Below are 17757 nucleotides of genomic sequence, written 5' to 3' on the forward strand. Positions count from 1 at the left end.
GGGCGACGAGATCTGCCCGAATCCGGGCAGATTCTGGACACTCGTGCTCCTGGAGCGCATGATGAGTCGGTGACCGATGCCGACCTCGTCTCCCGCGTGGCCCTGACGACGGGCCTGAGCCCGTCCGAGGCCGCGCGCGTGGTCGACGACGTCCTCGCCTGGTACTCCGAGCCGGTGGAGGCCTACGTCCGACGCCGGCACGCCGCCCTGCAGACGGCGGGCCACCGGAACGAGGAGATCTACGGGCGCATCGTCGCCGAGCTGCGCGACCGTGTCGTCGCGGCCCCGGACCTCACCGAGCGCCAGGTCCGCCGGATCGTCTACGGCTAGAGCGCGAGCAGTCCAGTCGCGCCCCCAGCACCCTTCACCACCCTCACCCTCCAGGAGCAAGAGCCCATGTGCGGAATCGTCGGCTACGTCGGCCCCCAGCAGGCAGCACCCGTCCTCGTCGAGGGCCTGACGCGCCTGGAGTACCGCGGCTACGACTCGGCGGGCATCGCCGTGCTGAACCCGCGCTCGAAGGCCAACCCGTCGCGCGTGGTCCGCGCCCAGGGCCGTGTCCGTGAGCTCGAGGCCGCCCTCCCGGCGCGCCTCGCGGGCACCACGGGCATCGGCCACACCCGTTGGGCGACCCACGGCGAGCCGAGCGAGCGCAACGCCCACCCGCACACCTCGGGCGACGGCCGCGTGCACGTGGTGCACAACGGGATCATCGACAACTTCGCGACGCTGCGCAGCCGGCTCTCCGAGGAGGGCGTCGAGCTCACCTCCGACACCGACACCGAGGTCGTCGCGCACCTCGTCGCACGCGAGCTCGAGACCGGGTCGAGCCTGGAGGACGCGGTCCTCGCCGCCGTCGGGCAGATCGTCGGCACCTACGCCCTGGCCGTGCTCGACGTCCAGGCCCCCGGGCGCGTGGTCGTGGCGCGCAACGGTTCCCCGCTGCTGCTCGGCGTCGGCGACGGCGAGATGTTCGTCGCGTCCGACCCGGCGGCGATCGTGCGGCACACCAGCCAGGTCGTGCTGCTCGACGACGGCGACTTCGCCTCCGTCACGGCCGACGGCTTCCACAGCTTCACCGCCGGCGAGAAGAAGACGGCGCGGGCCGCGGTCACGCTCGACCTGACGGTCGAGGAGCTGGAGCTCGGCGGCCACGACCACTTCATGCACAAGGAGATCCACGAGCAGCCGGAGTCCGTGGAGCGGATGCTCACCGGGCGCCTCGACGACCGGTTCGGCACGGCCAAGCTGGCCGGGCTCAACCTCGAGCCGCGCGACCTGCGCCGCTTCGAGCGGGTCAAGGTGCTCGGGTGCGGGTCGGCCTACTACGTCGGCCAGCTCGGCGCGTCGATGATCGAGGACCTCGCGCGCATCCCCGCCGACGCCGAGCCCGCCAGCGAGTTCCGGTACCGCAACCCCATCATCGAGCCGAGCACGCTCTACGTGGTGGTCAGCCAGTCCGGGGAGACCGCGGACACGCTCTTCGCGGTCCGTGAGGTCCAGCGCAAGGGCGGCACCGTCGTCGGGCTCGTCAACGCGGTCGGGTCGTCCATCGCCCGCGAGGTCGACGGCGGCATTTACCTGCACGCCGGGCCCGAGGTGGCCGTGGCCTCCACCAAGGCGCTGACGCACATGTCGATCGGCTTCGCGCTGCTGGCGCTGGCACTCGGCCGCGTCCACGACCTGTCCTTCGCCGACGGCCAGCGCATCATCGCGGGCTTGCGGGCGCTCCCGGCGCAGATCGCCGAGATCCTCGCGGGCGAGGAGGCGCTCGCCGCCGCGGCAGAGGAGCTCGCGACCGCGCCGAGCCTGTTCTTCGTCGGCCGTGTCCGGGGCTACCCGGTCGCCCGCGAGGGCGCGCAGAAGTTCAAGGAGATCACCTACCGGCACGCTGAGGCATACCCGACCAGCGAGCTCAAGCACGGGCCGCTCGCGCTGATCAGCCCGGAGCTGCCGTCGGTGGCGATCATCCCCGAGGACGACCTGGTCGAGCGGAACATCACCGCCGCCCAGGAGATCCGTGCCCGCGGTGGTGCCGTCGTCGCGATCACGCACCCGGGCGTCGAGCTGGGGGACGCGGCGACGTCGCGCATCGAGGTGCCGCGCAACGAGGTCGAGCTCGACCCGATCCTGCTGACCATCCCCACCCAGCTCCTCGGCTACCACGCGGCCGTCGCGCTGGGCGAGGACGTCGACCGGCCGCGCAACCTCGCGAAGTCCGTCACCGTGGAGTGAGCGGGCCGGGGCGCCCTGACCTGCGGGCCAGGGCGCCCCGACCCTGGTCTTCGGGGCACTCCGCAGCTATGGTTTCGGTATGCCGAAACCTTGGACACGGATCGCCGGATCGATGCTGGCCGGCGCGCTCCTCCTCGCCGGGTGCGCGCCGTCGGCGGGTAACGAGGCCACGGACGACCGCCCCGTCGTCCTGACCACCTTCACCGTGCTGGCCGACGTCGCCGAGAACGTCGCGGGCGACCACCTGCGCGTGGAGTCGATCACCAAGGTCGGCTCGGAGATCCACGGCTACGAACCGACTCCCGGCGACGTCCGGCGTGCCGCCGACGCGGACCTCGTCCTCGACAACGGCCTGGGGCTCGAGGCGTGGTTCTCCCGGTTCGTCCAGGACTCCGGGGCCGAGCACGTGGTCGTCTCCGACGGCGTCGAGGTCATCGACATCGCCGAGGACGCGTACGCCGGGACACCGAACCCGCACGCCTGGATGAGCCCGCTGAACGTGCAGGTCTACGTGGACAACATGGTCGAGGCGTTCTCCGCGCTCGACCCCGAGCACGCCGACGACTTCGCGGCCAACGGGGAGGCCTACGCGGCCGAGCTGCAGGCCGTGCAGGACGACCTCGTCGCCGAGCTCGAGACCCTGCCCGCCGAGCAGCGAGCCCTGGTCACCTGCGAGGGGGCGTTCTCCTACCTCGCCCGCGACGCCGGACTCACCGAGCAGTACCTCTGGGCCGTCAACGCCGAGCAGCAGGCCACCCCGCAGCAGGTCGCCGGGGTGATCGCGTTCGTCGAGGAGAACACCGTGCCGGCCGTGTTCTGCGAGTCCACGGTGTCCGACGCCGCGATGCAGCAGGTCGTGGACGCCACCGGCGCGCAGTTCGGCGGCACGCTGTACGTGGACTCGCTCTCGGAGCCCGACGGCCCGGTGCCCACCTACCTGGACCTCGTCCGGCACGACGCCGACCTGATCGTCGCGGGGCTCACGGGCCGCTCGCCCGAGGTCGGGGCCGGGGCCGACCCGTGAGCGCCGACGCCTTCCGAGGCCCGGCGGTGGACCCCGCGATCGAGGCCGACGGCCTCACCGTGCGGTACGGCGAGGTGCTCGCCCTGGACGGGGTCTCCCTGAGCATCGGCGCCGGAACCGTCTGCGGGCTGGTCGGCATGAACGGCTCCGGCAAGTCCACCCTGTTCAAGGCGCTCCTCGGCCTGGTCGACGTGACCCACGGCAGCGTGCGGGTCGACGGCGGCACCCCGGCCCGCGCCCGGCGCCGCGGCACGGTGGGGTACGTCCCGCAGACCGAGACCGTCGACTGGGGCTTCCCCGTGTCGGTGCGCGACGTGGTGACGATGGGACGCTACGGCCACCTGGGCACCACCCGCCGACTGCGCCCCGCGGACCGGGACGCCGTCGACGCCGCGCTGGAGCGCGTCGGGCTCACCGACCTGGCCGACCGCCAGATCGGCAGGCTCTCCGGCGGGCAGCGCAAGCGGGCCTTCGTCGCCCGCGGGATCGCGCAGGACGCCCGCACCCTGCTGCTCGACGAGCCGTTCGCCGGGGTCGACAAGCGCTCCGAGGCCACCCTGGTCCGGCTGCTGCGTGAGCTCGCCGCCGACGGCCGCACCGTCCTGGTCTCCACCCACGACCTGCATGCGTTGCCGCAGCTCGCCGACGAGGCCGTCCTGCTGCTGCACCGCGTGCTCTTCCACGGGCCGGTCGCCGAGGCGCTGACGCCGGACAACCTGGCACGCACCTTCGGCCTGGACGTGTCCGGCGGCGATGCCGCGTGAACCTCCTCGACCTGATCCTCGAACCGTTGTCCTACGACTTCATGGTGCGCGCCTTCGTCACGACGACGATCGCCGCCGTGGTGGCCGCGCTGCTGTCCTGCTGGCTGGTGCTCATCGGCTGGTCGCTCCTGGGCGACGCCGTCTCGCACGCGGTGCTGCCCGGTGTCGTGCTCGCCTACGTGGTCGGGGCGCCGTTCGCCCTGGGCGCCCTGGTGTTCGGCGGGCTGGCCGTGGTGCTCATCGGGGCGGTGCGCGAGTCCGGGCGCGTCAAGGAGGATGCGGCGATCGGCATCGTCTTCACCACGCTCTTCGCGCTCGGGCTCGTGCTCGTCTCGGTGACCCCGAGCCAGACCGACCTCAGCCACATCATCTTCGGCAACGTCCTGGGCGTGTCGCGGGCCGAGATGGTGCAGGTGGCCGTGCTCGCCGTCGTCGGCTCCACGGTGCTGCTGGTCAAGCGTCGCGACCTCGTGCTCTTCGCCTTCGACCCCACCCACGCCCACGCCATCGGGCTGTCGACCCGACGGCTGAGCGCGCTGCTGCTGGGCGTGCTCGCGCTCACCGCTGTGGTGACGTTGCAGGTCGTCGGGGTGATCCTCGTGGTGGCGATGCTCATCATCCCGGGGGCGACGGCGTCGCTGCTGACCGACCGGTTCGGCAGGATGCTCGTGCTGGCGCCGGTGATCTCCGCCGTGTGCTCCGTCGTCGGGATCTACCTGTCGTACTGGCTCGACGCCGCGCCGGGCGGGCTGGTCGTGCTGGTGCAGGGCACCGTGTTCGCCGTCGTGCTGCTGACGAGCCCGCGGTACGGGCCGCTGCGGCGCGTCGTGCGGGCCGGCCGGTATTCCTAGTCCAGGCAGGCGCGGACGGCACGCTCGACGACGGGGCGGACCGGTGCCTCGGGGTCGACGGTGAGACGGTGGAAGACCAGCCCGTTGCCGCAGGCGAGCAGCGTGCGGGCCGCCTCGGCGGGATGGCGTGCCCCGACCTGTGCGAGGAGCGCCGTCGTCCAGGTGACGAAGGCCGCGCGCTGCTCGTGCAGGGGCGCGAGGAGCTCGTCGTCGTGCGCGGCGTCGAGGAACAGGGTGAGGCGCACGCGGGTCCGGCGGGCGTGCTCCCCGGTGAGGGCCTCGATCGTGGCGGTGAGGGTGTCGACGAGGGCGTCGGGGCTGGTGATCTGCTCGGCGGCCCGGGTCGGGGCGGTGGTGCGCTCGCTCGCGGCGATGTGCTCGACGAGCCCGGCGAGGAGGGCTGAGCGGGTACGGAACCAGTTGGACGTCGACCCGGGGGGAAGGCCGGCGCGGCGGTCCACGCGGGTGTGGGTCAGGGCGCGGATGCCGTGGTCGGCGACCTCGTCGACGGCAGCGTGCAGTGCTCGTTCCCGGGTGCTGGCCACGCGCGCACCCTAGCCGGAAACAGTCTACTACGAAAGTAGTGACACGGCACTACGTCAGTAGTACGGTGGGAGACATGGCATTCGTCGTGCTCGGTGTCTGGCTCGTGCAGACGGCGGCCGGTGCAGCGCTCGTCCTGCGGGCCCGGCGCGCGTCCCCCGGCGCGTCCGCACCGCTCACGCACGTCGCGTGCGCCGTCGTCGGCCTCGCGCTCTGGACCGGGTTCCTCGCCACCGGGGCGGTGCTCTGGGCCTGGGCGGCACTGGTGGCTCTGACCGTCGGGAACGTCCTCGGCGACCGGATGCTGATCCAGCGGCACCGGCGGATGAGCGGCACCGCTGGCCTCTGGCGGGACTACGGCGGTGCGATCGGCGATACCGTGCACGGCCGGGTGCCTCCGATCGTCGCCTTCCACGCGTGGTTCGCCGGCGTCGTCTACTTCCTGTGCCTCGGTGTCGCGCTCGCCGCGACACTCTCCGGGTAGCGGCGCGGTCGTCTCGAAGGTTCCGGGTGCGCCACCCGACGCCTGCTGCAAAGATCGCCGGGACGGCGACATCGGCGCTGGTGGAGGCGCGACATGGCGGATCAGGTCGGCTCGACGAGCCCGTCCAGAGCGCCCAAGGTCAACGTCCTGACGTTGACCGCCATGGTGGTCGGCTCGATGGTCGGCGCCGGGGTGTTCTCGCTCCCTCGGCGCTTCGCGCAAGAGACCGGCGTGGCCGGTGCGCTGGTCGCCTGGCTGATCGCGGGGAGCGGGATGCTCATGCTCGCTCTCGTCTTCCAGCGGCTGGCGGTCCGCAAGCCCGAGCTCGACGCCGGGGTGTACGCGTACGCCAAGGCCGGGTTCGGCGAGTACACGGGGTTCTTCTCGGCCGCGGGCTACTGGGCCAGCGCCTGCGTCGGGAACGTCACCTACTGGGTGCTCATCACGTCGACGCTCGGGGCCTGGGTCCCGGCTCTCGGCGAGGGGGACACGCTCGTCGCCGTCGTCGTGTCCTCGGTCGGGCTGTGGCTGTTCTTCCTGCTCGTGCGGAGAGGGATCAAGGAGGCGACGGCGATCAACCGGGTCGTCACGATCGCCAAGCTCATCCCCATCATCGTCTTCGTGCTGCTGGCACTGTTCGCGCTCGATCCCGAGGTCTTCGCCGCCAACTGGGGTGGCGAGAGCTACGGCTCGCTCTTCGACCAGGTGCGGGCCACCATGCTCATCACCGTCTTCGTGTTCCTCGGCGTCGAGGGTGCCAGCGTGTACTCCCGGCACGCCCGACGGCGGGAGGACGTCGGGCGGGCGACGGTGCTGGGGTTCCTCAGCGTCCTGGCGGTCTTCGCGTCGGTGACGATCGTGTCGTATGGCATCGTGCCTGCCGAGGACCTGGCGGACCTCCGCCAGCCGTCCATGGCGGGGGTGCTCGAGGCGGCGGTCGGCACATGGGGCTCGGCGTTCGTCAGCCTCGGGCTGATCGTCTCCGTGCTCGGCGCCTACCTCGCCTGGACGCTCATGGCGGCCGAGGTCCTGTTCGTGGCGGCCAAGGACCGGGACCTGCCGCGCTTCCTGGCCAGGTCGACGTCCGACGACGTGCCCGTGAACGCGCTGCTGCTCACCACGATGCTGTCGCAGGTCGTGCTGGTCGTGACACTGTTCTCGGCCGACGCGTTCGACTTCGCGCTCGACCTCACGGCGGCGATGTCGGTGATCCCGTTCCTGCTGGCCGCCGCCTACGCCCTCAAGCTCCGGGCGACGGGCGAGACGTACGCCGGGGCGCGGGCCGCCACGCTGCGCGGCGACCTGGCGATCACGGTCCTGGCGACGATCTACACGCTCTTCCTGGTCTTCGCGGCAGGACTGGAGTTCCTGCTCGTCTCACTCATCTTCTACGCCCCCGCCACGATCCTGTTCGCCATGACCCGTCGGGAGCAGGGCCGTCGCGTGTTCGATCCCGGCGAGCTCGTGCTGTTCGCCGCGGTCGCCGCCGGTGCGGTGGTCGGCGTCGTCGGGCTCGCCACCGGTTGGATCACCCTGTGAGAAGAGGAGAGACATGGTTGCCGACGTGACAGGGAACCCCCATGGCGTCCACTCGGAGGTGGGCCGTCTGCGCAAGGTGCTGGTGTGCTCACCCGGTCTGGCGCACGAGCGCCTCACCCCCACCAACTCGGGCGACCTGCTGTTCGACGACGTGATGTGGGTGGAGGCGGCGCAGCGCGACCATCTCGACTTCGTCAACAAGCTCGTGAACCGTGGGGTGGAGGTCGTCGAGCTGCACGACCTCCTGGCGGAGACGTTGGCGATCCCCGAGGCTCGGGACTGGCTGCTGGACCGCAAGCTCGTGCCGAACCGGGTGGGGCTGGGCCTGGTCGACGGGACACGGGCCTACCTGGACACCCTGACGCCGCGCGAGCTGGCCCGTTTCCTCGTCGGGGGACTGTCCACCGTGGACCTGCCGGGCGAGTACCGCACGGGATACCTCGCCCTGGCGCGCGAGGCGAGGGGGCAGGTCGAGTACCTGCTGCCGCCGCTGCCCAACACCCTGTACACGCGCGACACCACGTGCTGGGTCTACGGAGGGCTCACGCTCAACCCGCTGTACTGGCCGGCACGCAAGGACGAGACCCTGCTGATGAAGGCGATCTACGGGCACCACCCGGACTACGCAGGATCGACGGTGTGGTGGGGCGATCCCGAGCAGGAGTGGGGTCAGGCCAGCATCGAGGGCGGTGACGTCATGCCCGTGGGGCGCGGCGTCGTCCTGATCGGGATGAGCGAGCGCACCTCACGGCAGGGCATCACCCAGCTCGCCCGGGCCTTGTTCGACGCCGGAGCGGCTGAGCACGTCGTCGTCGGCGTGATGCCGCGCCTGCGGGCGGCGATGCACCTCGACACGGTGTTCACCTTCGCGGACCGGGACCTCGTCACCGTGCACCCGGGGATCGTGGACGGCATGCGTGCGGTGTCGCTGCGGCCGTCGGACAAGGCGCCCGGCATCGAGGTCACGGACGAGGGAGATACCCCCTTCGTGGACGTGGTCGCGCGCGCGATGGGGCTGGACCGGCTGCGCGTGGTGGAGACCGCTGGCGACGTCTACGCCTCGGAACGTCAGCAGTGGGACTCGGGCAACAACGCCGTCGCGCTGGAGCCGGGCGTCGTGTTCACCTACGACCGGAACACCCAGACGAACGCCGCGCTGCGCCGCGAGGGCGTGGAGGTCATCACCATCGTCGGCGCCGAGCTCGGCCGCGGGCGCGGGGGAGGGCACTGCATGACGTGCCCGATCGCCCGGGACCCGCTCGACTGATCGGTCCGGGCGCGCCTCACTGCTGGAAGGCCGCCGCGAACTCCGCCGAGGGCTCGATCGGCTGGATGACGTCGACGAGGACGCCGTCGGGGGCCTCGACGATGAAGTGCCGCTGCCCGAAGTCCTCGTCGCGCAGCGACAGCACGGGCTCCAGCCCGTGCTCCTCGACGAGTCGTCGGTGCTCGGCGTCGGCGTCGTCGACCTCGAGGTTGAGCAGCAGGCCCTGGACCGGTCGGCCGAACCCGGCCGGGACCGTCGGGTGCGAGGGGTCGAGCAGGGCGAGCTCGAAGGTGCCTCGGCGCAGGCTCACGTACCAGTCCGCCTCGAACGTGGTCTCGAAGCCGAGAGCCCGGCGGTAGAAGTCGGCGGCAACGCCGACGTCGGTGGACATCAGGACGGGGTAGAAGCTGGTGGCGGTCATGGTTCCTCCGTGGGCTGGTTGGCCGGCTGGGCGATACATACACTGCGTATGCCAACCACTATACATACGCTGTGTATGTCAGGAGGAGCCATGCCCCGCGCCACCGCCGAGGCCGCCGCCGAGACCGCCCGCCGCCTCGTGGAGATCGCCGCCGACCTCTTCGCCGAGCGGGGGTACGCCGCCGTCGCGCTCGACGACGTCGCCACCGCGGGCGGGGTCACCCGCGGCGCCGTCTACCACCACTACGGCAGCAAGAAGGGGCTGTTCCGGGCCGTGACCGCGCACCTGCAGCAGCAGGTCGCAGCCACCCTCGTCGCGGCCGCGGGGGCCGCAGACGGGCCGCACGACAGGCTGCGTGCCGGGAGCCATGCGTTCCTCGACGCCGTCACCTCGCCACGCACCGTGCGCATCCTGCTCGTCGACGCCCCCGCCGTCATCGGCTGGCAGGAGTGGCGTGCCCTGGACGCCGACTCCTCGGCGGTGCACCTGCGCGAGGCGCTCGCCGAGGCCGGCGTCGCCCCGGAGCTGCTCGACGCGCTGACCGCCCAGCTCTCCGGAGCCATGAACGAGGCAGCCCTGTGGATCGTCGACCGTGACGGCGAGCCCGGCGCGCGCGAGGCTGCGCACCGGGCGCTGGACGTGCTGCTGGAGGCGGTGACGGGCTAGACGTCGGTAGGCATGCTAGCGCTCAGCATCTTCGCGTGGCTCGAGATCAACGTTGCGGCGGAGACGACGAGCGTGAATGTTGCGCAGCCCAGTTCGCACTGTTGCATTGACGGTGGGCTCCACTTTCGCCCCCCAGGGTTCTTGGAGCCTCGTGCCTGCTGTGGGAGATTGGGATCAGCAAACAGCCGCGACTTCGAAGGTGTGTCGGCGCAGATGAACCTTGCAGCGAACGAAGCGGGTCTAGCCGGACTCCGCCTTCTCCTCGACTCCCAGACTTGGCGGCTGCGCAGAGTGGACAGCGTCCGGCTTGATACCGGCAACCTGGCGCGCTGGAAGGCATCGATCGACTGCCGACCGCCGTCCGATTCGGTCATCTCGTATGGCCGCGACCAAGTCGTGCTGCCGCTGACGACGATCGCCAAACAACCGATGCGCGACCTTGACGTTACGAATGCAGCCGGTGAATCGCTGGTGATCTTGACCGCGCGCGAGGACTCCGAACTTGCGACTGCGATCCTGCGTCAGGTGTTCCGCATCGAGAACGTTCCGGACGACACCGTTGGATCCCTCCGCGAGACGCTTGAGTACCTCGTGAGCGGACCTACAAAGGCGAGTGACGTCAAGCTGGGGAAGGGCGCTGCTGTGGTTGCAGAAGAGTTGCTACGCCGCCCGACGGGCCCACTTGCGGGCCTGAGCGACGCCGCGGCCGCCGTCGTCAACTTGTTTGCTCAGAATTTCATATTGGGCGTTGTAGTGCCGCGGGCGCAACTTGGGACCCGTCAGATTTTCAAACTCGGTTGGTACAGTGAGTCCTTGGTTCCGCACAACAATGTGCGCCGCGGGTGGCGCGCGGCGATTCGCGCGACTTGGCGGGGAGTGGTCTTCGAGCTTCCAGTTCCACAGGTTGGCGATGCAGGATCGTTCCACCTCGAAGCTCACCCGCCCGCGGGAATCGTCAGCAAGGGCCTGGCACTCCCGCTCGATCCGAACGATCCGAACGACAACGTTTCCCGGGTCGACCTCACGACGACGCACGTGGCCCATGCGCATGGGCGCTACCCACTGCTACCGGAAGGTAACGACGCACTGCCAGTTGCACGCCTTCGTCTTCTGCTCCCTTGGGGGCTTCAACACACGATCACGCTGATGCTCAGCGTGTACACCCTTGCGTTCCTCTCCCTCGGACTGGTCCTGCCAGGGGCCATGGGCGTGCTGCGTGGCAGCGGTGATGACGGGCCTGACCCAAGCACGCTGTTGCTCACTCTTCCCGGTGTAGTGATCGGGTTCTTGATCACCGCTCAGGAGCATGCCCTCGTCGCGAGACTCTTGTTGCCGGTGCGGTACGCGGCGGGAGCGTGTGGGGCCATGCTCCTAATTACGGCCGCCTCCCTAGCGTTCGAACTGCACACGATCCCGTTGATGGTCCTATGGGTGAGTTCCCTGGCCATCTCTCTGTTTGTAGCTGCCGCGCTGCTCATCGGCAGGCTCGTCAGGCCCGTCTAGTAGGAAGAGGGCTATCGTGGAGTCAACGCGCAAGGAGGGACGACATGACCACGGACAAGCGCTTGGTGCGCCTCCTCGAGCTTCCCGCCTACAGGCGCACCACCACGTTGCAGGGGCCCCGCCCGACCATCGTGCATCGCGAGGCGTTCGCCAAGAGCCTTGAGGCGCTGCGCGAGGGCGCGCGCAAGGCGTCCACGCCTGAGCCGCCTCCAGCACGCGCGAAGCGCTGACCAGCCCGCCAGCGGTCAAGGCGCCACGCGCCCACCAGTCTCGGCGGGACCGCACCTAACGGCCATCTCCGTGCTCGCGCGCCAGTTTGCGGGCGTGGCGGCGGGCTTTCGCGCCGCTGCCGGTGTCGTCGCGGCGGGTGTCGCGCCACCGTGTGGCTCTGATGATGAGGCAGGGAGCGCGTTGGCCTCGGCGCCGTTCCTCGAGCGTGTTTCCCGATGACTTGGTGCCGCTGCCCTCACCGAGTCCAGGTGCCACATGAGCGCGGCGACCGTGGGCGGCACGAACCGGAACGTGCCCGTGTAGGGCGTCGAGCCTCTACTGACAGCGACTTCGCGCAGGGCGGCGAACAGCCCGGGGGCCGAGAGGGTTGTGGTCAGCGTCAGCAGCACCTGTAGGGCTGGCCGTCAAGGGCAGCGCAGCGCGCCGAGCACGCCGCCCCGTCGTCTCCCCGATAGAGCAGAAGGTCCCCAACATTTGCTTGACAGCAAACAAAAGTCGCGTAGTGTGCGCGATATGGTCAATGATGACACTGCCCGTGGACCACGGCGTACCGGCATCTGGTTCATCGGCGCCCGGGGCTCGGTCGCCACCACCGCCACGATCGGCGCGCTCGCCCTGGCACGGGGCGCCGCACCCGTGACCGGTCTGGTCACCGAGCTCGACGAGATCGCCCAGGCGGACCTGCCGCCGATCGACGGCTTCGTCATCGGCGGGCACGACCTCGCCGGGAGCATGGTCGAGCGGGCCCAGGAGCTCGCGGGCTCCGGGGTGGTCCCCGCCGCGACCGTCGCCGCCGTGCTCGACGACCTCGCCGTGGTCGACTCCCGGGTCCGCCCTGGCGCCGACACCACCGACGGTCTCGCCGACCGCTCCACCACGGACCGTCTGGAGCGGGACCTGCGCGCCTTCCGCGTGGAGAACGATCTCGACCGCGTCGTCGTCGTCGACGTCTCCAGCACCGAGCCGCCGTCCCCCGAGGCCGCGCGCCTCGGCACCCTCGACGAGCTCGACCGCGCGCTCGACGCCGGGACCGCGCCGCTCCCGCCGTCGTCCCTCTACGCCTACGCCGCGTTCCGCGCGGAGTGCCCGTTCGTCGAGTTCACCCCGTCGACCGGGCCCGTCGTCCCCGCGCTGGAGGAGCTCGCCAAGTCGCAGCACCTGCCGTGGGCCGGGCGCGACGGCAAGACCGGCGAGACCCTGCTGAAGACGGCCCTCGCCCCGATGTTCGCCACGCGGGCGCTCGCGGTCCGCTCCTGGTCGGCGTTCAACATCCTCGGCGGCGGCGACGGGCGCACCCTGGCGGACCCGGCGGCAGCCGCCAGCAAGACGGCCACCAAGGCGATGGCGCTCGAGGCGATCCTCGGCTACCCGGTCGAGGGTCCGGTGCGCATCGATCACGTCGCCGACATGGGCGACTGGAAGACCGCCTGGGACCACGTGTCCTTCGAGGGGTTCCTCGGCACCCGCATGCGCATGCAGGTCACCTGGGAGGGCTGCGACTCGGCGCTCGCCGCGCCGCTGGTCCTCGACCTCGCCCGGCTCGTCGCCCGGGCGCACGAGGTCGGCCACAGCGGCCCCGTCGCTGAGCTCGGGTTCTTCTTCAAGGAGCCCCTCGGCGGCACCACCCACGCGCTGGGTGACCAGTGGCAGGCGCTGGTGCGCTGGTGCGCGACGCTGGGCGAGACCCCCGGCAGCGCCGCATGAGATGGCGTGACCTCGCCGAGCTCGTCCGGCTCCCGGCCGCCCTCACCGTGCCCGGGGACACGCTGGTCGGGGCGGCCGCCGCCGGGTGGCCGAGCGGTCGGCGCACCGCCGCGCTGCCGTTCGCCTCGGCGGCCCTGTACTGGGCGGGCATGGCCCTCAACGACTGGTCCGACCGAGAGCTGGACGCCGTGGAACGCCCGGAGCGACCCATCCCGTCGGGCCGCGTGCAGCCCGACGAGGCGCTGGCCGTCGCCGCGGGCCTCACCGGTGCCGGCCTCGCCTGCGCCGCCGTCGCCGGGCGCCGACCGCTCGCCGTCGCCACCGCGCTGGCGGCTGCCGTGTGGACGTACGACGTCGTGGCCAAGTCGACGCCGGCCGGGCCGGTCGTCATGGCCTCGACCCGGTTCCTCGACGTCATGATGGGCGCGGGCGGACGGCGTGAGGCCCTCGGACCGGCCGCGGCCCTCGGCGCTCACACCCTCGCGGTCACCGCCGTCTCCCGTGGCGAGGTGAACGGCTCGACCACCGGAACGGCCCGGGCCGCCGCAGCCACCACCGGCGCCGTCACGCTCGCCGTCGCGGCCGACGCTCTCCTGGGGGCACCGCGCCGTGCGGCACCCACCGGAGCCTGCGCCTGGCCGCAGCAGGTCGCCGGCCCGGTGCTCGCGGCGTCGTACGCGGCGGCGGTGCTGCCCGCCCAGCTCGACGTCGTCCGTGAGCCCGACGCCGGCAACGCCCGCCGTGCGACCGGCGTCGGCATCCGGGGGATGGTCCCGCTGCAGGCTGCGCTGCTCGCCGGGCGGGGCGCCGTCGTCGGCGCGCTCGGGGTGCTGGCGATCGGCCCGCTCGCCAAGCTCGGCGCCCGGGTGGTGAGCCCCACGTGATCACCCTGGCCTACGGCACCAACGGGCTCGCCGACCACCGGCTCGAGGACGCCCTCGCCCTGCTGGCCGACCACGGCTACGGCGGTGTGGCGCTGACACTCGACCACATGCACCTGGACCCGCTGGCCCCCGGGCTGGCGGCCCGCACGGCGCGGGTGCGCGGGATGCTCGAACGCCACGACCTGCAGGTGGTCGTCGAGACCGGGGCCCGCTACGTGCTCGACCCACGTCGCAAGCACGAACCCACCCTGCTGTCCGACGACGGGCACGAACGCCGCCTCGACCTGCTGCGCACCGCCGTCGACGCCGCCGTGGACCTGGGCGGGTCGGTCGTCCACCTGTGGTCCGGGGTGCTCCCTGCCGGGACGACGCCCGAGGTCGGGCGGGAACGGTTGCGGTCCGGGCTGGAGAAACTGCTCCCCGTCGCCGAGGCCGCGGGCGTGGTGCTGGCCTTCGAGCCGGAGCCCGGCATGCTCGTCGAGCGTGTCGACGACCTGGTGGACCTGCGCTGTGGGCTCGGGGACCCGGCGGCGCTGCGGCTCACCGTCGACGTGGGGCACCTGACCTGCGTGGAGGACGAGCCCGGGCCCGAGGTGATCCGACGCGTGGGTGACCTGATCGCCCACGTCCAGGTGGACGACATGGTCCGCGGCGTGCACGAGCACCTCGAGCTCGGCACCGGGACCGTCGACCTGCCCGGCGTCCTCGCTGCCCTGCACGAGACGGGCTTCGACGGTCTTGCGGCCGTGGAGCTGCCGCGCCACTCGCACGCCGGCGCGCGGCTCGTCGCCTCGAGCGCGGCGGCGATCCGTGCCGCCGCCCGCACCGCCGACATCCCCCTCGCGCCGTCGACCAGGAGGTTGGTCCCGCAATGATCGCTGATATCGACGCCAAGCTCCTGCTCGGCACCGACCAGGAGGAACGGCTCGCCCCGCTGCTGACCGAGGTCCGCCGCGACCCCGCCACGCTGACCCGGCACGTCGCCCGGGCCGCCCGCGTCGTCGGCCGCGGCCCAGGCCCGTACGGTCACCGCGTCGAGGACGTCGCCCGCGCCCGGTTGCTGCTCGCCGCCTGCGAGACGCTCGGCCCGCAGGCGGCCGCCGACGTCGTCGCGGAGCAGTACGGCAGCGGGGACGCCGACGAACGGCGTGCCGTGCTGATCGCCCTGCCCGCCCTGGACGCCGGACCCGAGGGCATCGGGGACGCCGCCGTCCCCGTCGTCCTCGACGCGCTGCGCACCAACGACACCCGTCTGGTCGCCGCGGCCATGGGGCCGTACGCCGCCGAGCACCTGCCCGACGACGCCTGGCGTCACGGGGTGCTCAAGTGCCTGTTCACCGGTGTGCCGCTGGCGGCCGTCGCCCACCTCGAGGCCCGCCGCGACGCCGAGCTCGACCGCATGGTCCGCGCCCTCGCCGACGAACGACGGGCGGCAGGTCGCGACGTCCCCGACGACGCCACCCGGCTCCTCGCCCGCTGACCCGCACCGGCTGCGCCCGACCTCGCCCGACTGAAAACCCCTCCGCACCGCCGCGGACCGACCCCGAGGAGAGCCCCGTGCGCATCTTCGACCCGCACATCCACATGACCTCCCGGACCACCGACGACTACGAGGCGATGTACGCCGCCGGGGTGCGCGCCGTCGTCGAGCCCGCGTTCTGGCTCGGCCAGCCCCGCACCTCCGTCGGGTCCTTCGTCGACTACTTCGACGGCCTGCTCGGCTGGGAGAGGTTCCGCGCGAGCCAGTTCGGCATCGCGCACCACGCCACCATCGCCCTCAACCCCAAGGAGGCGAACGACCCGCGGTGCCTCGGGGTGCTCGACGTCCTGCCGCGATACCTGGAGAAGGACGGCGTCGTGGCCGTCGGCGAGATCGGGTTCGACTCGATGACCGACGCCGAGGAGACCGTCATGGTGCGCCAGCTCGAGCTCGCCGGGGAGCACGACCTGCCGGTCATGGTGCACACCCCGCACCGCGACAAGGTGGCCGGTACGCGCCGCACCCTCGAGATCGTGCAGCAGGTCGGCCTGCCCCCCGAGCGGGTGCTCGTGGACCACCTCAACGAGAAGACCGTCGACCTGGTCGACGACGCCGGGTGCTGGGCCGGGTTCTCGGTGTACCCCGACACGAAGATGGACGAGGACCGCATGGTCGCGATCCTGGAGCGTCGCGGCCTGGACCGGGTGCTCGTCAACTCCGCCGCCGACTGGGGCCGCTCCGACCCGCTGAAGACCTACCGCACCGGGCAGGCGATGCTCGCCGGCGGGTACACCGACGACGACGTCGATCGCGTGCTGTGGCGCAACCCGGTCGCCTTCTACGGACAGAGCGGCCGGTTGCTGCTCGACGACGGCTCCCTCGATGCCACCGTCGGTGCCTCCGCCGCGGACTTCGAGGGCAACACGCTGCAGCGCGGCGAACCGGTGGGGCTGGCCTGATGCGGTTCCGTCACCCCGACGGCACCGTCCTGCACGTCTCCTACGGCACCAACGTCCACCCGGCGCAGGATGTGGACGGCCTGGTCGACCAGCTCCGCCGGTTCGCCGGCCCCGTGCGGCGGCGCCTCGGCGCGGACCGGCTCGGCCTGGGGCTGTGGCTGCCCGCCGAGGCCACGCACCGGCTCGCCGCCGACCCCTCCGCCGTCGGTCTGCTGCGCAAGGCGCTCGAGCACGAGGGCCTGGAGGTCGTCACCGTCAACGCCTTCCCCTACGGCAACTTCCACGCGCCGGTAGTGAAGAAGGCCGTCTACCGGCCGGACTGGACGCAGGACGCCCGCCTGGACTACACGCTCGACTGCGCACAGGTGCTCACCGAGCTGCTGCCCGACGACGTCGCGCGCGGCAGCATCAGCACGTTGCCGCTGGGGTGGCGCGAGCCTTGGGATGCCACCCGGTCCGCTGCCGCCCGCGACCGGCTCGACCGCCTCGCGGACGGGCTCGGGGTGCTCGAGGACCGGACCGGCCGGACGGTGCGCGTCGCGTTCGAGCCCGAGCCGGGCTGCCTCGCCGAGACGGCCACCGGCCTCGCGGACCACCTGCGCGGCGTCGACACCGACCGCCTGGGCGCCTGCGTCGACCTGTGCCACCTCGCCACGGAGTTCGAGGAGCCGACGGCGGCGCTCGCGGCGCTCCGCGGGGCCGGCCTGCCCGTGGTCAAGACGCAGGTCTCGGCCGCGCTGCACTGCGAGGACCCGCGTGACCCGGCGGCGCTGGAGGCCCTGGAGGAGTTCGCCGAGGCGCGGTTCCTGCACCAGGTGCGCGAGCGGCACGTGACCGGATCGGCCGGCACCGGTGGTACCGCCGTCGAGCGTCGCGACGACCTGCCGGACGCGCTGGGCCGGGTGGACGGCACACCCGGCCTGCCCGGAGACGGCCCCTGGCGGGTGCACGTGCACGTCCCGCTGCACGCCACCCCGCGCCCGCCGCTGCGGAGCACCCGGGACGTGCTGACCGACGCGTTGGACCTGCTCGTCGGCGGCCCGCACCCCGTGGTGGACCACCTGGAGACCGAGACGTACACCTGGTCGGTGCTGCCCGCCCACCTGCGCCCGCGGGACGACGACGGCCTCGTGGCCGGTATCGCCGCCGAGCTGGCGTGGACCCGCGGACAGCTCGTCGACCGAGGGATGGGGGCGCTGTGA

At 72.0% G+C, this 17757-nt stretch carries 19 protein-coding genes; 17 read left to right on the forward strand and 2 right to left on the reverse strand.

The genetic code is table 11. The annotated features are described in order from the left end of the window. Window positions 1–69: 69 nt before the first annotated feature. The 5 genes from HDG69_RS00585 (at window position 70) to HDG69_RS00605 (ending at window position 4874) form a co-directional block, all read left to right on the forward strand. Entirely contained in the window at window positions 70–330 is a 261-nt protein-coding gene (locus HDG69_RS00585; protein ID WP_171781849.1) for a hypothetical protein, read from the forward strand. Between the two features lie 66 nt (window positions 331–396). Continuing rightward, window positions 397–2235 carry a glutamine--fructose-6-phosphate transaminase (isomerizing) gene (gene glmS, locus HDG69_RS00590; protein ID WP_171781850.1) on the forward strand — a complete coding sequence of 613 codons (1839 nt, stop codon included), beginning with the start codon at window positions 397–399 and terminating at the stop codon, window positions 2233–2235. Between the two features lie 79 nt (window positions 2236–2314). After that, a complete protein-coding gene (locus HDG69_RS00595; RefSeq protein WP_171781851.1) occupies window positions 2315–3259 on the forward strand; it encodes a metal ABC transporter substrate-binding protein in 945 nt (314 codons plus the stop codon). Then, window positions 3256–4023: a metal ABC transporter ATP-binding protein gene (locus tag HDG69_RS00600; RefSeq protein ID WP_343036188.1), complete on the forward strand. Its 768-nt coding sequence runs from the start codon at window positions 3256–3258 to the stop codon at window positions 4021–4023. The genes HDG69_RS00595 and HDG69_RS00600 overlap by 4 nt, the downstream gene beginning before the upstream one ends. 41 nt (window positions 4024–4064) lie before the next feature. Then, the gene (locus HDG69_RS00605; RefSeq protein ID WP_216645185.1) at window positions 4065–4874 is read left to right on the forward strand and encodes a metal ABC transporter permease; all 810 of its coding nucleotides are present in this window, start codon (window positions 4065–4067) and stop codon (window positions 4872–4874) included. On the opposite strand, the gene HDG69_RS00610 is transcribed toward HDG69_RS00605, so the two are convergent. Beyond that, complete coding sequence (locus tag HDG69_RS00610) at window positions 4871–5419, reverse strand: TetR/AcrR family transcriptional regulator (RefSeq protein WP_171781853.1); 549 nt, start codon at window positions 5417–5419, stop codon at window positions 4871–4873. The two genes, HDG69_RS00605 and HDG69_RS00610, sit on opposite strands and share 4 nt — an antisense overlap. 74 nt (window positions 5420–5493) lie before the next feature. Between HDG69_RS00610 and HDG69_RS00615 the strand changes: the two genes are divergently transcribed. From HDG69_RS00615 to HDG69_RS00625, 3 genes are all read left to right on the forward strand, one after another. After that, window positions 5494–5901, forward strand: a complete 408-nt coding sequence (locus HDG69_RS00615) for a hypothetical protein (protein WP_171781854.1) — start codon at window positions 5494–5496, stop codon at window positions 5899–5901. A gap of 93 nt (window positions 5902–5994) precedes the next feature. Beyond that, window positions 5995–7440: a basic amino acid/polyamine antiporter gene (locus HDG69_RS00620; RefSeq protein WP_171781855.1), complete on the forward strand. Its 1446-nt coding sequence runs from the start codon at window positions 5995–5997 to the stop codon at window positions 7438–7440. Between the two features lie 13 nt (window positions 7441–7453). Then, complete coding sequence (locus HDG69_RS00625) at window positions 7454–8707, forward strand: arginine deiminase (protein ID WP_171781856.1); 1254 nt, start codon at window positions 7454–7456, stop codon at window positions 8705–8707. Window positions 8708–8723: 16 nt separating this feature from the next. Here the strand turns inward: HDG69_RS00625 and HDG69_RS00630 are convergent, their stop codons facing one another. After that, window positions 8724–9128, reverse strand: a complete 405-nt coding sequence (locus tag HDG69_RS00630) for a VOC family protein (RefSeq protein ID WP_171781857.1) — start codon at window positions 9126–9128, stop codon at window positions 8724–8726. Window positions 9129–9218: 90 nt separating this feature from the next. Between HDG69_RS00630 and HDG69_RS00635 the strand changes: the two genes are divergently transcribed. The 9 genes from HDG69_RS00635 (at window position 9219) to eboE (ending at window position 17757) form a co-directional block, all read left to right on the forward strand. Next, window positions 9219–9794 carry a TetR/AcrR family transcriptional regulator gene (locus tag HDG69_RS00635; protein WP_171781858.1) on the forward strand — a complete coding sequence of 192 codons (576 nt, stop codon included), beginning with the start codon at window positions 9219–9221 and terminating at the stop codon, window positions 9792–9794. Window positions 9795–10007: 213 nt separating this feature from the next. Then, window positions 10008–11297: a hypothetical protein gene (locus HDG69_RS00640; protein WP_171781859.1), complete on the forward strand. Its 1290-nt coding sequence runs from the start codon at window positions 10008–10010 to the stop codon at window positions 11295–11297. A gap of 44 nt (window positions 11298–11341) precedes the next feature. Further along, window positions 11342–11527, forward strand: a complete 186-nt coding sequence (locus tag HDG69_RS00645) for a hypothetical protein (protein ID WP_171781860.1) — start codon at window positions 11342–11344, stop codon at window positions 11525–11527. A gap of 514 nt (window positions 11528–12041) precedes the next feature. Then, the gene (locus tag HDG69_RS00650; RefSeq protein ID WP_171781861.1) at window positions 12042–13232 is read left to right on the forward strand and encodes an inositol-3-phosphate synthase; all 1191 of its coding nucleotides are present in this window, start codon (window positions 12042–12044) and stop codon (window positions 13230–13232) included. Further along, window positions 13229–14116, forward strand: coding sequence for an SCO3242 family prenyltransferase (locus tag HDG69_RS00655; RefSeq protein ID WP_171781862.1), 888 nt, complete (start codon window positions 13229–13231; stop codon window positions 14114–14116). The genes HDG69_RS00650 and HDG69_RS00655 overlap by 4 nt, the downstream gene beginning before the upstream one ends. Next, a complete protein-coding gene (locus HDG69_RS00660) occupies window positions 14113–14991 on the forward strand; it encodes a sugar phosphate isomerase/epimerase family protein (protein WP_343036189.1) in 879 nt (292 codons plus the stop codon). Before HDG69_RS00655 ends, HDG69_RS00660 begins: the two co-directional genes overlap by 4 nt. Next, a complete protein-coding gene (locus tag HDG69_RS00665) occupies window positions 14988–15596 on the forward strand; it encodes an EboA domain-containing protein (protein ID WP_171781863.1) in 609 nt (202 codons plus the stop codon). The genes HDG69_RS00660 and HDG69_RS00665 overlap by 4 nt, the downstream gene beginning before the upstream one ends. A gap of 77 nt (window positions 15597–15673) precedes the next feature. Continuing rightward, window positions 15674–16555: a TatD family hydrolase gene (locus HDG69_RS00670; protein WP_171781864.1), complete on the forward strand. Its 882-nt coding sequence runs from the start codon at window positions 15674–15676 to the stop codon at window positions 16553–16555. Continuing rightward, a complete protein-coding gene (gene eboE, locus HDG69_RS00675) occupies window positions 16555–17757 on the forward strand; it encodes a metabolite traffic protein EboE (RefSeq protein ID WP_171781865.1) in 1203 nt (400 codons plus the stop codon). Before HDG69_RS00670 ends, eboE begins: the two co-directional genes overlap by 1 nt.

The sequence above is a fragment of the Isoptericola halotolerans genome (genome assembly GCF_013149785.1).
In the GTDB taxonomy this organism is placed as follows: Bacteria; Actinomycetota; Actinomycetes; order Actinomycetales; family Cellulomonadaceae; genus Isoptericola; species Isoptericola halotolerans.

Excerpts from the sequence above, each read along its gene's own strand:
- glmS (WP_171781850.1), top strand. The coding sequence starts at position 397 with ATGTGCGGAATCGTCGGCTACGTCGGCCCCCAGCAGGCAGCACCCGTC.
- HDG69_RS00595 (WP_171781851.1), top strand. The coding sequence starts at position 2,315 with ATGCCGAAACCTTGGACACGGATCGCCGGATCGATGCTGGCCGGCGCG.
- HDG69_RS00605 (WP_216645185.1), top strand. The coding sequence starts at position 4,065 with ATGGTGCGCGCCTTCGTCACGACGACGATCGCCGCCGTGGTGGCCGCG.
- HDG69_RS00615 (WP_171781854.1), top strand. The coding sequence starts at position 5,494 with ATGGCATTCGTCGTGCTCGGTGTCTGGCTCGTGCAGACGGCGGCCGGT.
- HDG69_RS00620 (WP_171781855.1), top strand. The coding sequence starts at position 5,995 with ATGGCGGATCAGGTCGGCTCGACGAGCCCGTCCAGAGCGCCCAAGGTC.
- HDG69_RS00625 (WP_171781856.1), top strand. The coding sequence starts at position 7,454 with ATGGTTGCCGACGTGACAGGGAACCCCCATGGCGTCCACTCGGAGGTG.
- HDG69_RS00630 (WP_171781857.1), bottom strand. The coding sequence starts at position 9,128 with ATGACCGCCACCAGCTTCTACCCCGTCCTGATGTCCACCGACGTCGGC.
- HDG69_RS00635 (WP_171781858.1), top strand. The coding sequence starts at position 9,219 with ATGCCCCGCGCCACCGCCGAGGCCGCCGCCGAGACCGCCCGCCGCCTC.
- HDG69_RS00640 (WP_171781859.1), top strand. The coding sequence starts at position 10,008 with ATGAACCTTGCAGCGAACGAAGCGGGTCTAGCCGGACTCCGCCTTCTC.
- HDG69_RS00645 (WP_171781860.1), top strand. The coding sequence starts at position 11,342 with ATGACCACGGACAAGCGCTTGGTGCGCCTCCTCGAGCTTCCCGCCTAC.
- HDG69_RS00650 (WP_171781861.1), top strand. The coding sequence starts at position 12,042 with ATGGTCAATGATGACACTGCCCGTGGACCACGGCGTACCGGCATCTGG.
- HDG69_RS00655 (WP_171781862.1), top strand. The coding sequence starts at position 13,229 with ATGAGATGGCGTGACCTCGCCGAGCTCGTCCGGCTCCCGGCCGCCCTC.
- HDG69_RS00665 (WP_171781863.1), top strand. The coding sequence starts at position 14,988 with ATGATCGCTGATATCGACGCCAAGCTCCTGCTCGGCACCGACCAGGAG.
- eboE (WP_171781865.1), top strand. The coding sequence starts at position 16,555 with ATGCGGTTCCGTCACCCCGACGGCACCGTCCTGCACGTCTCCTACGGC.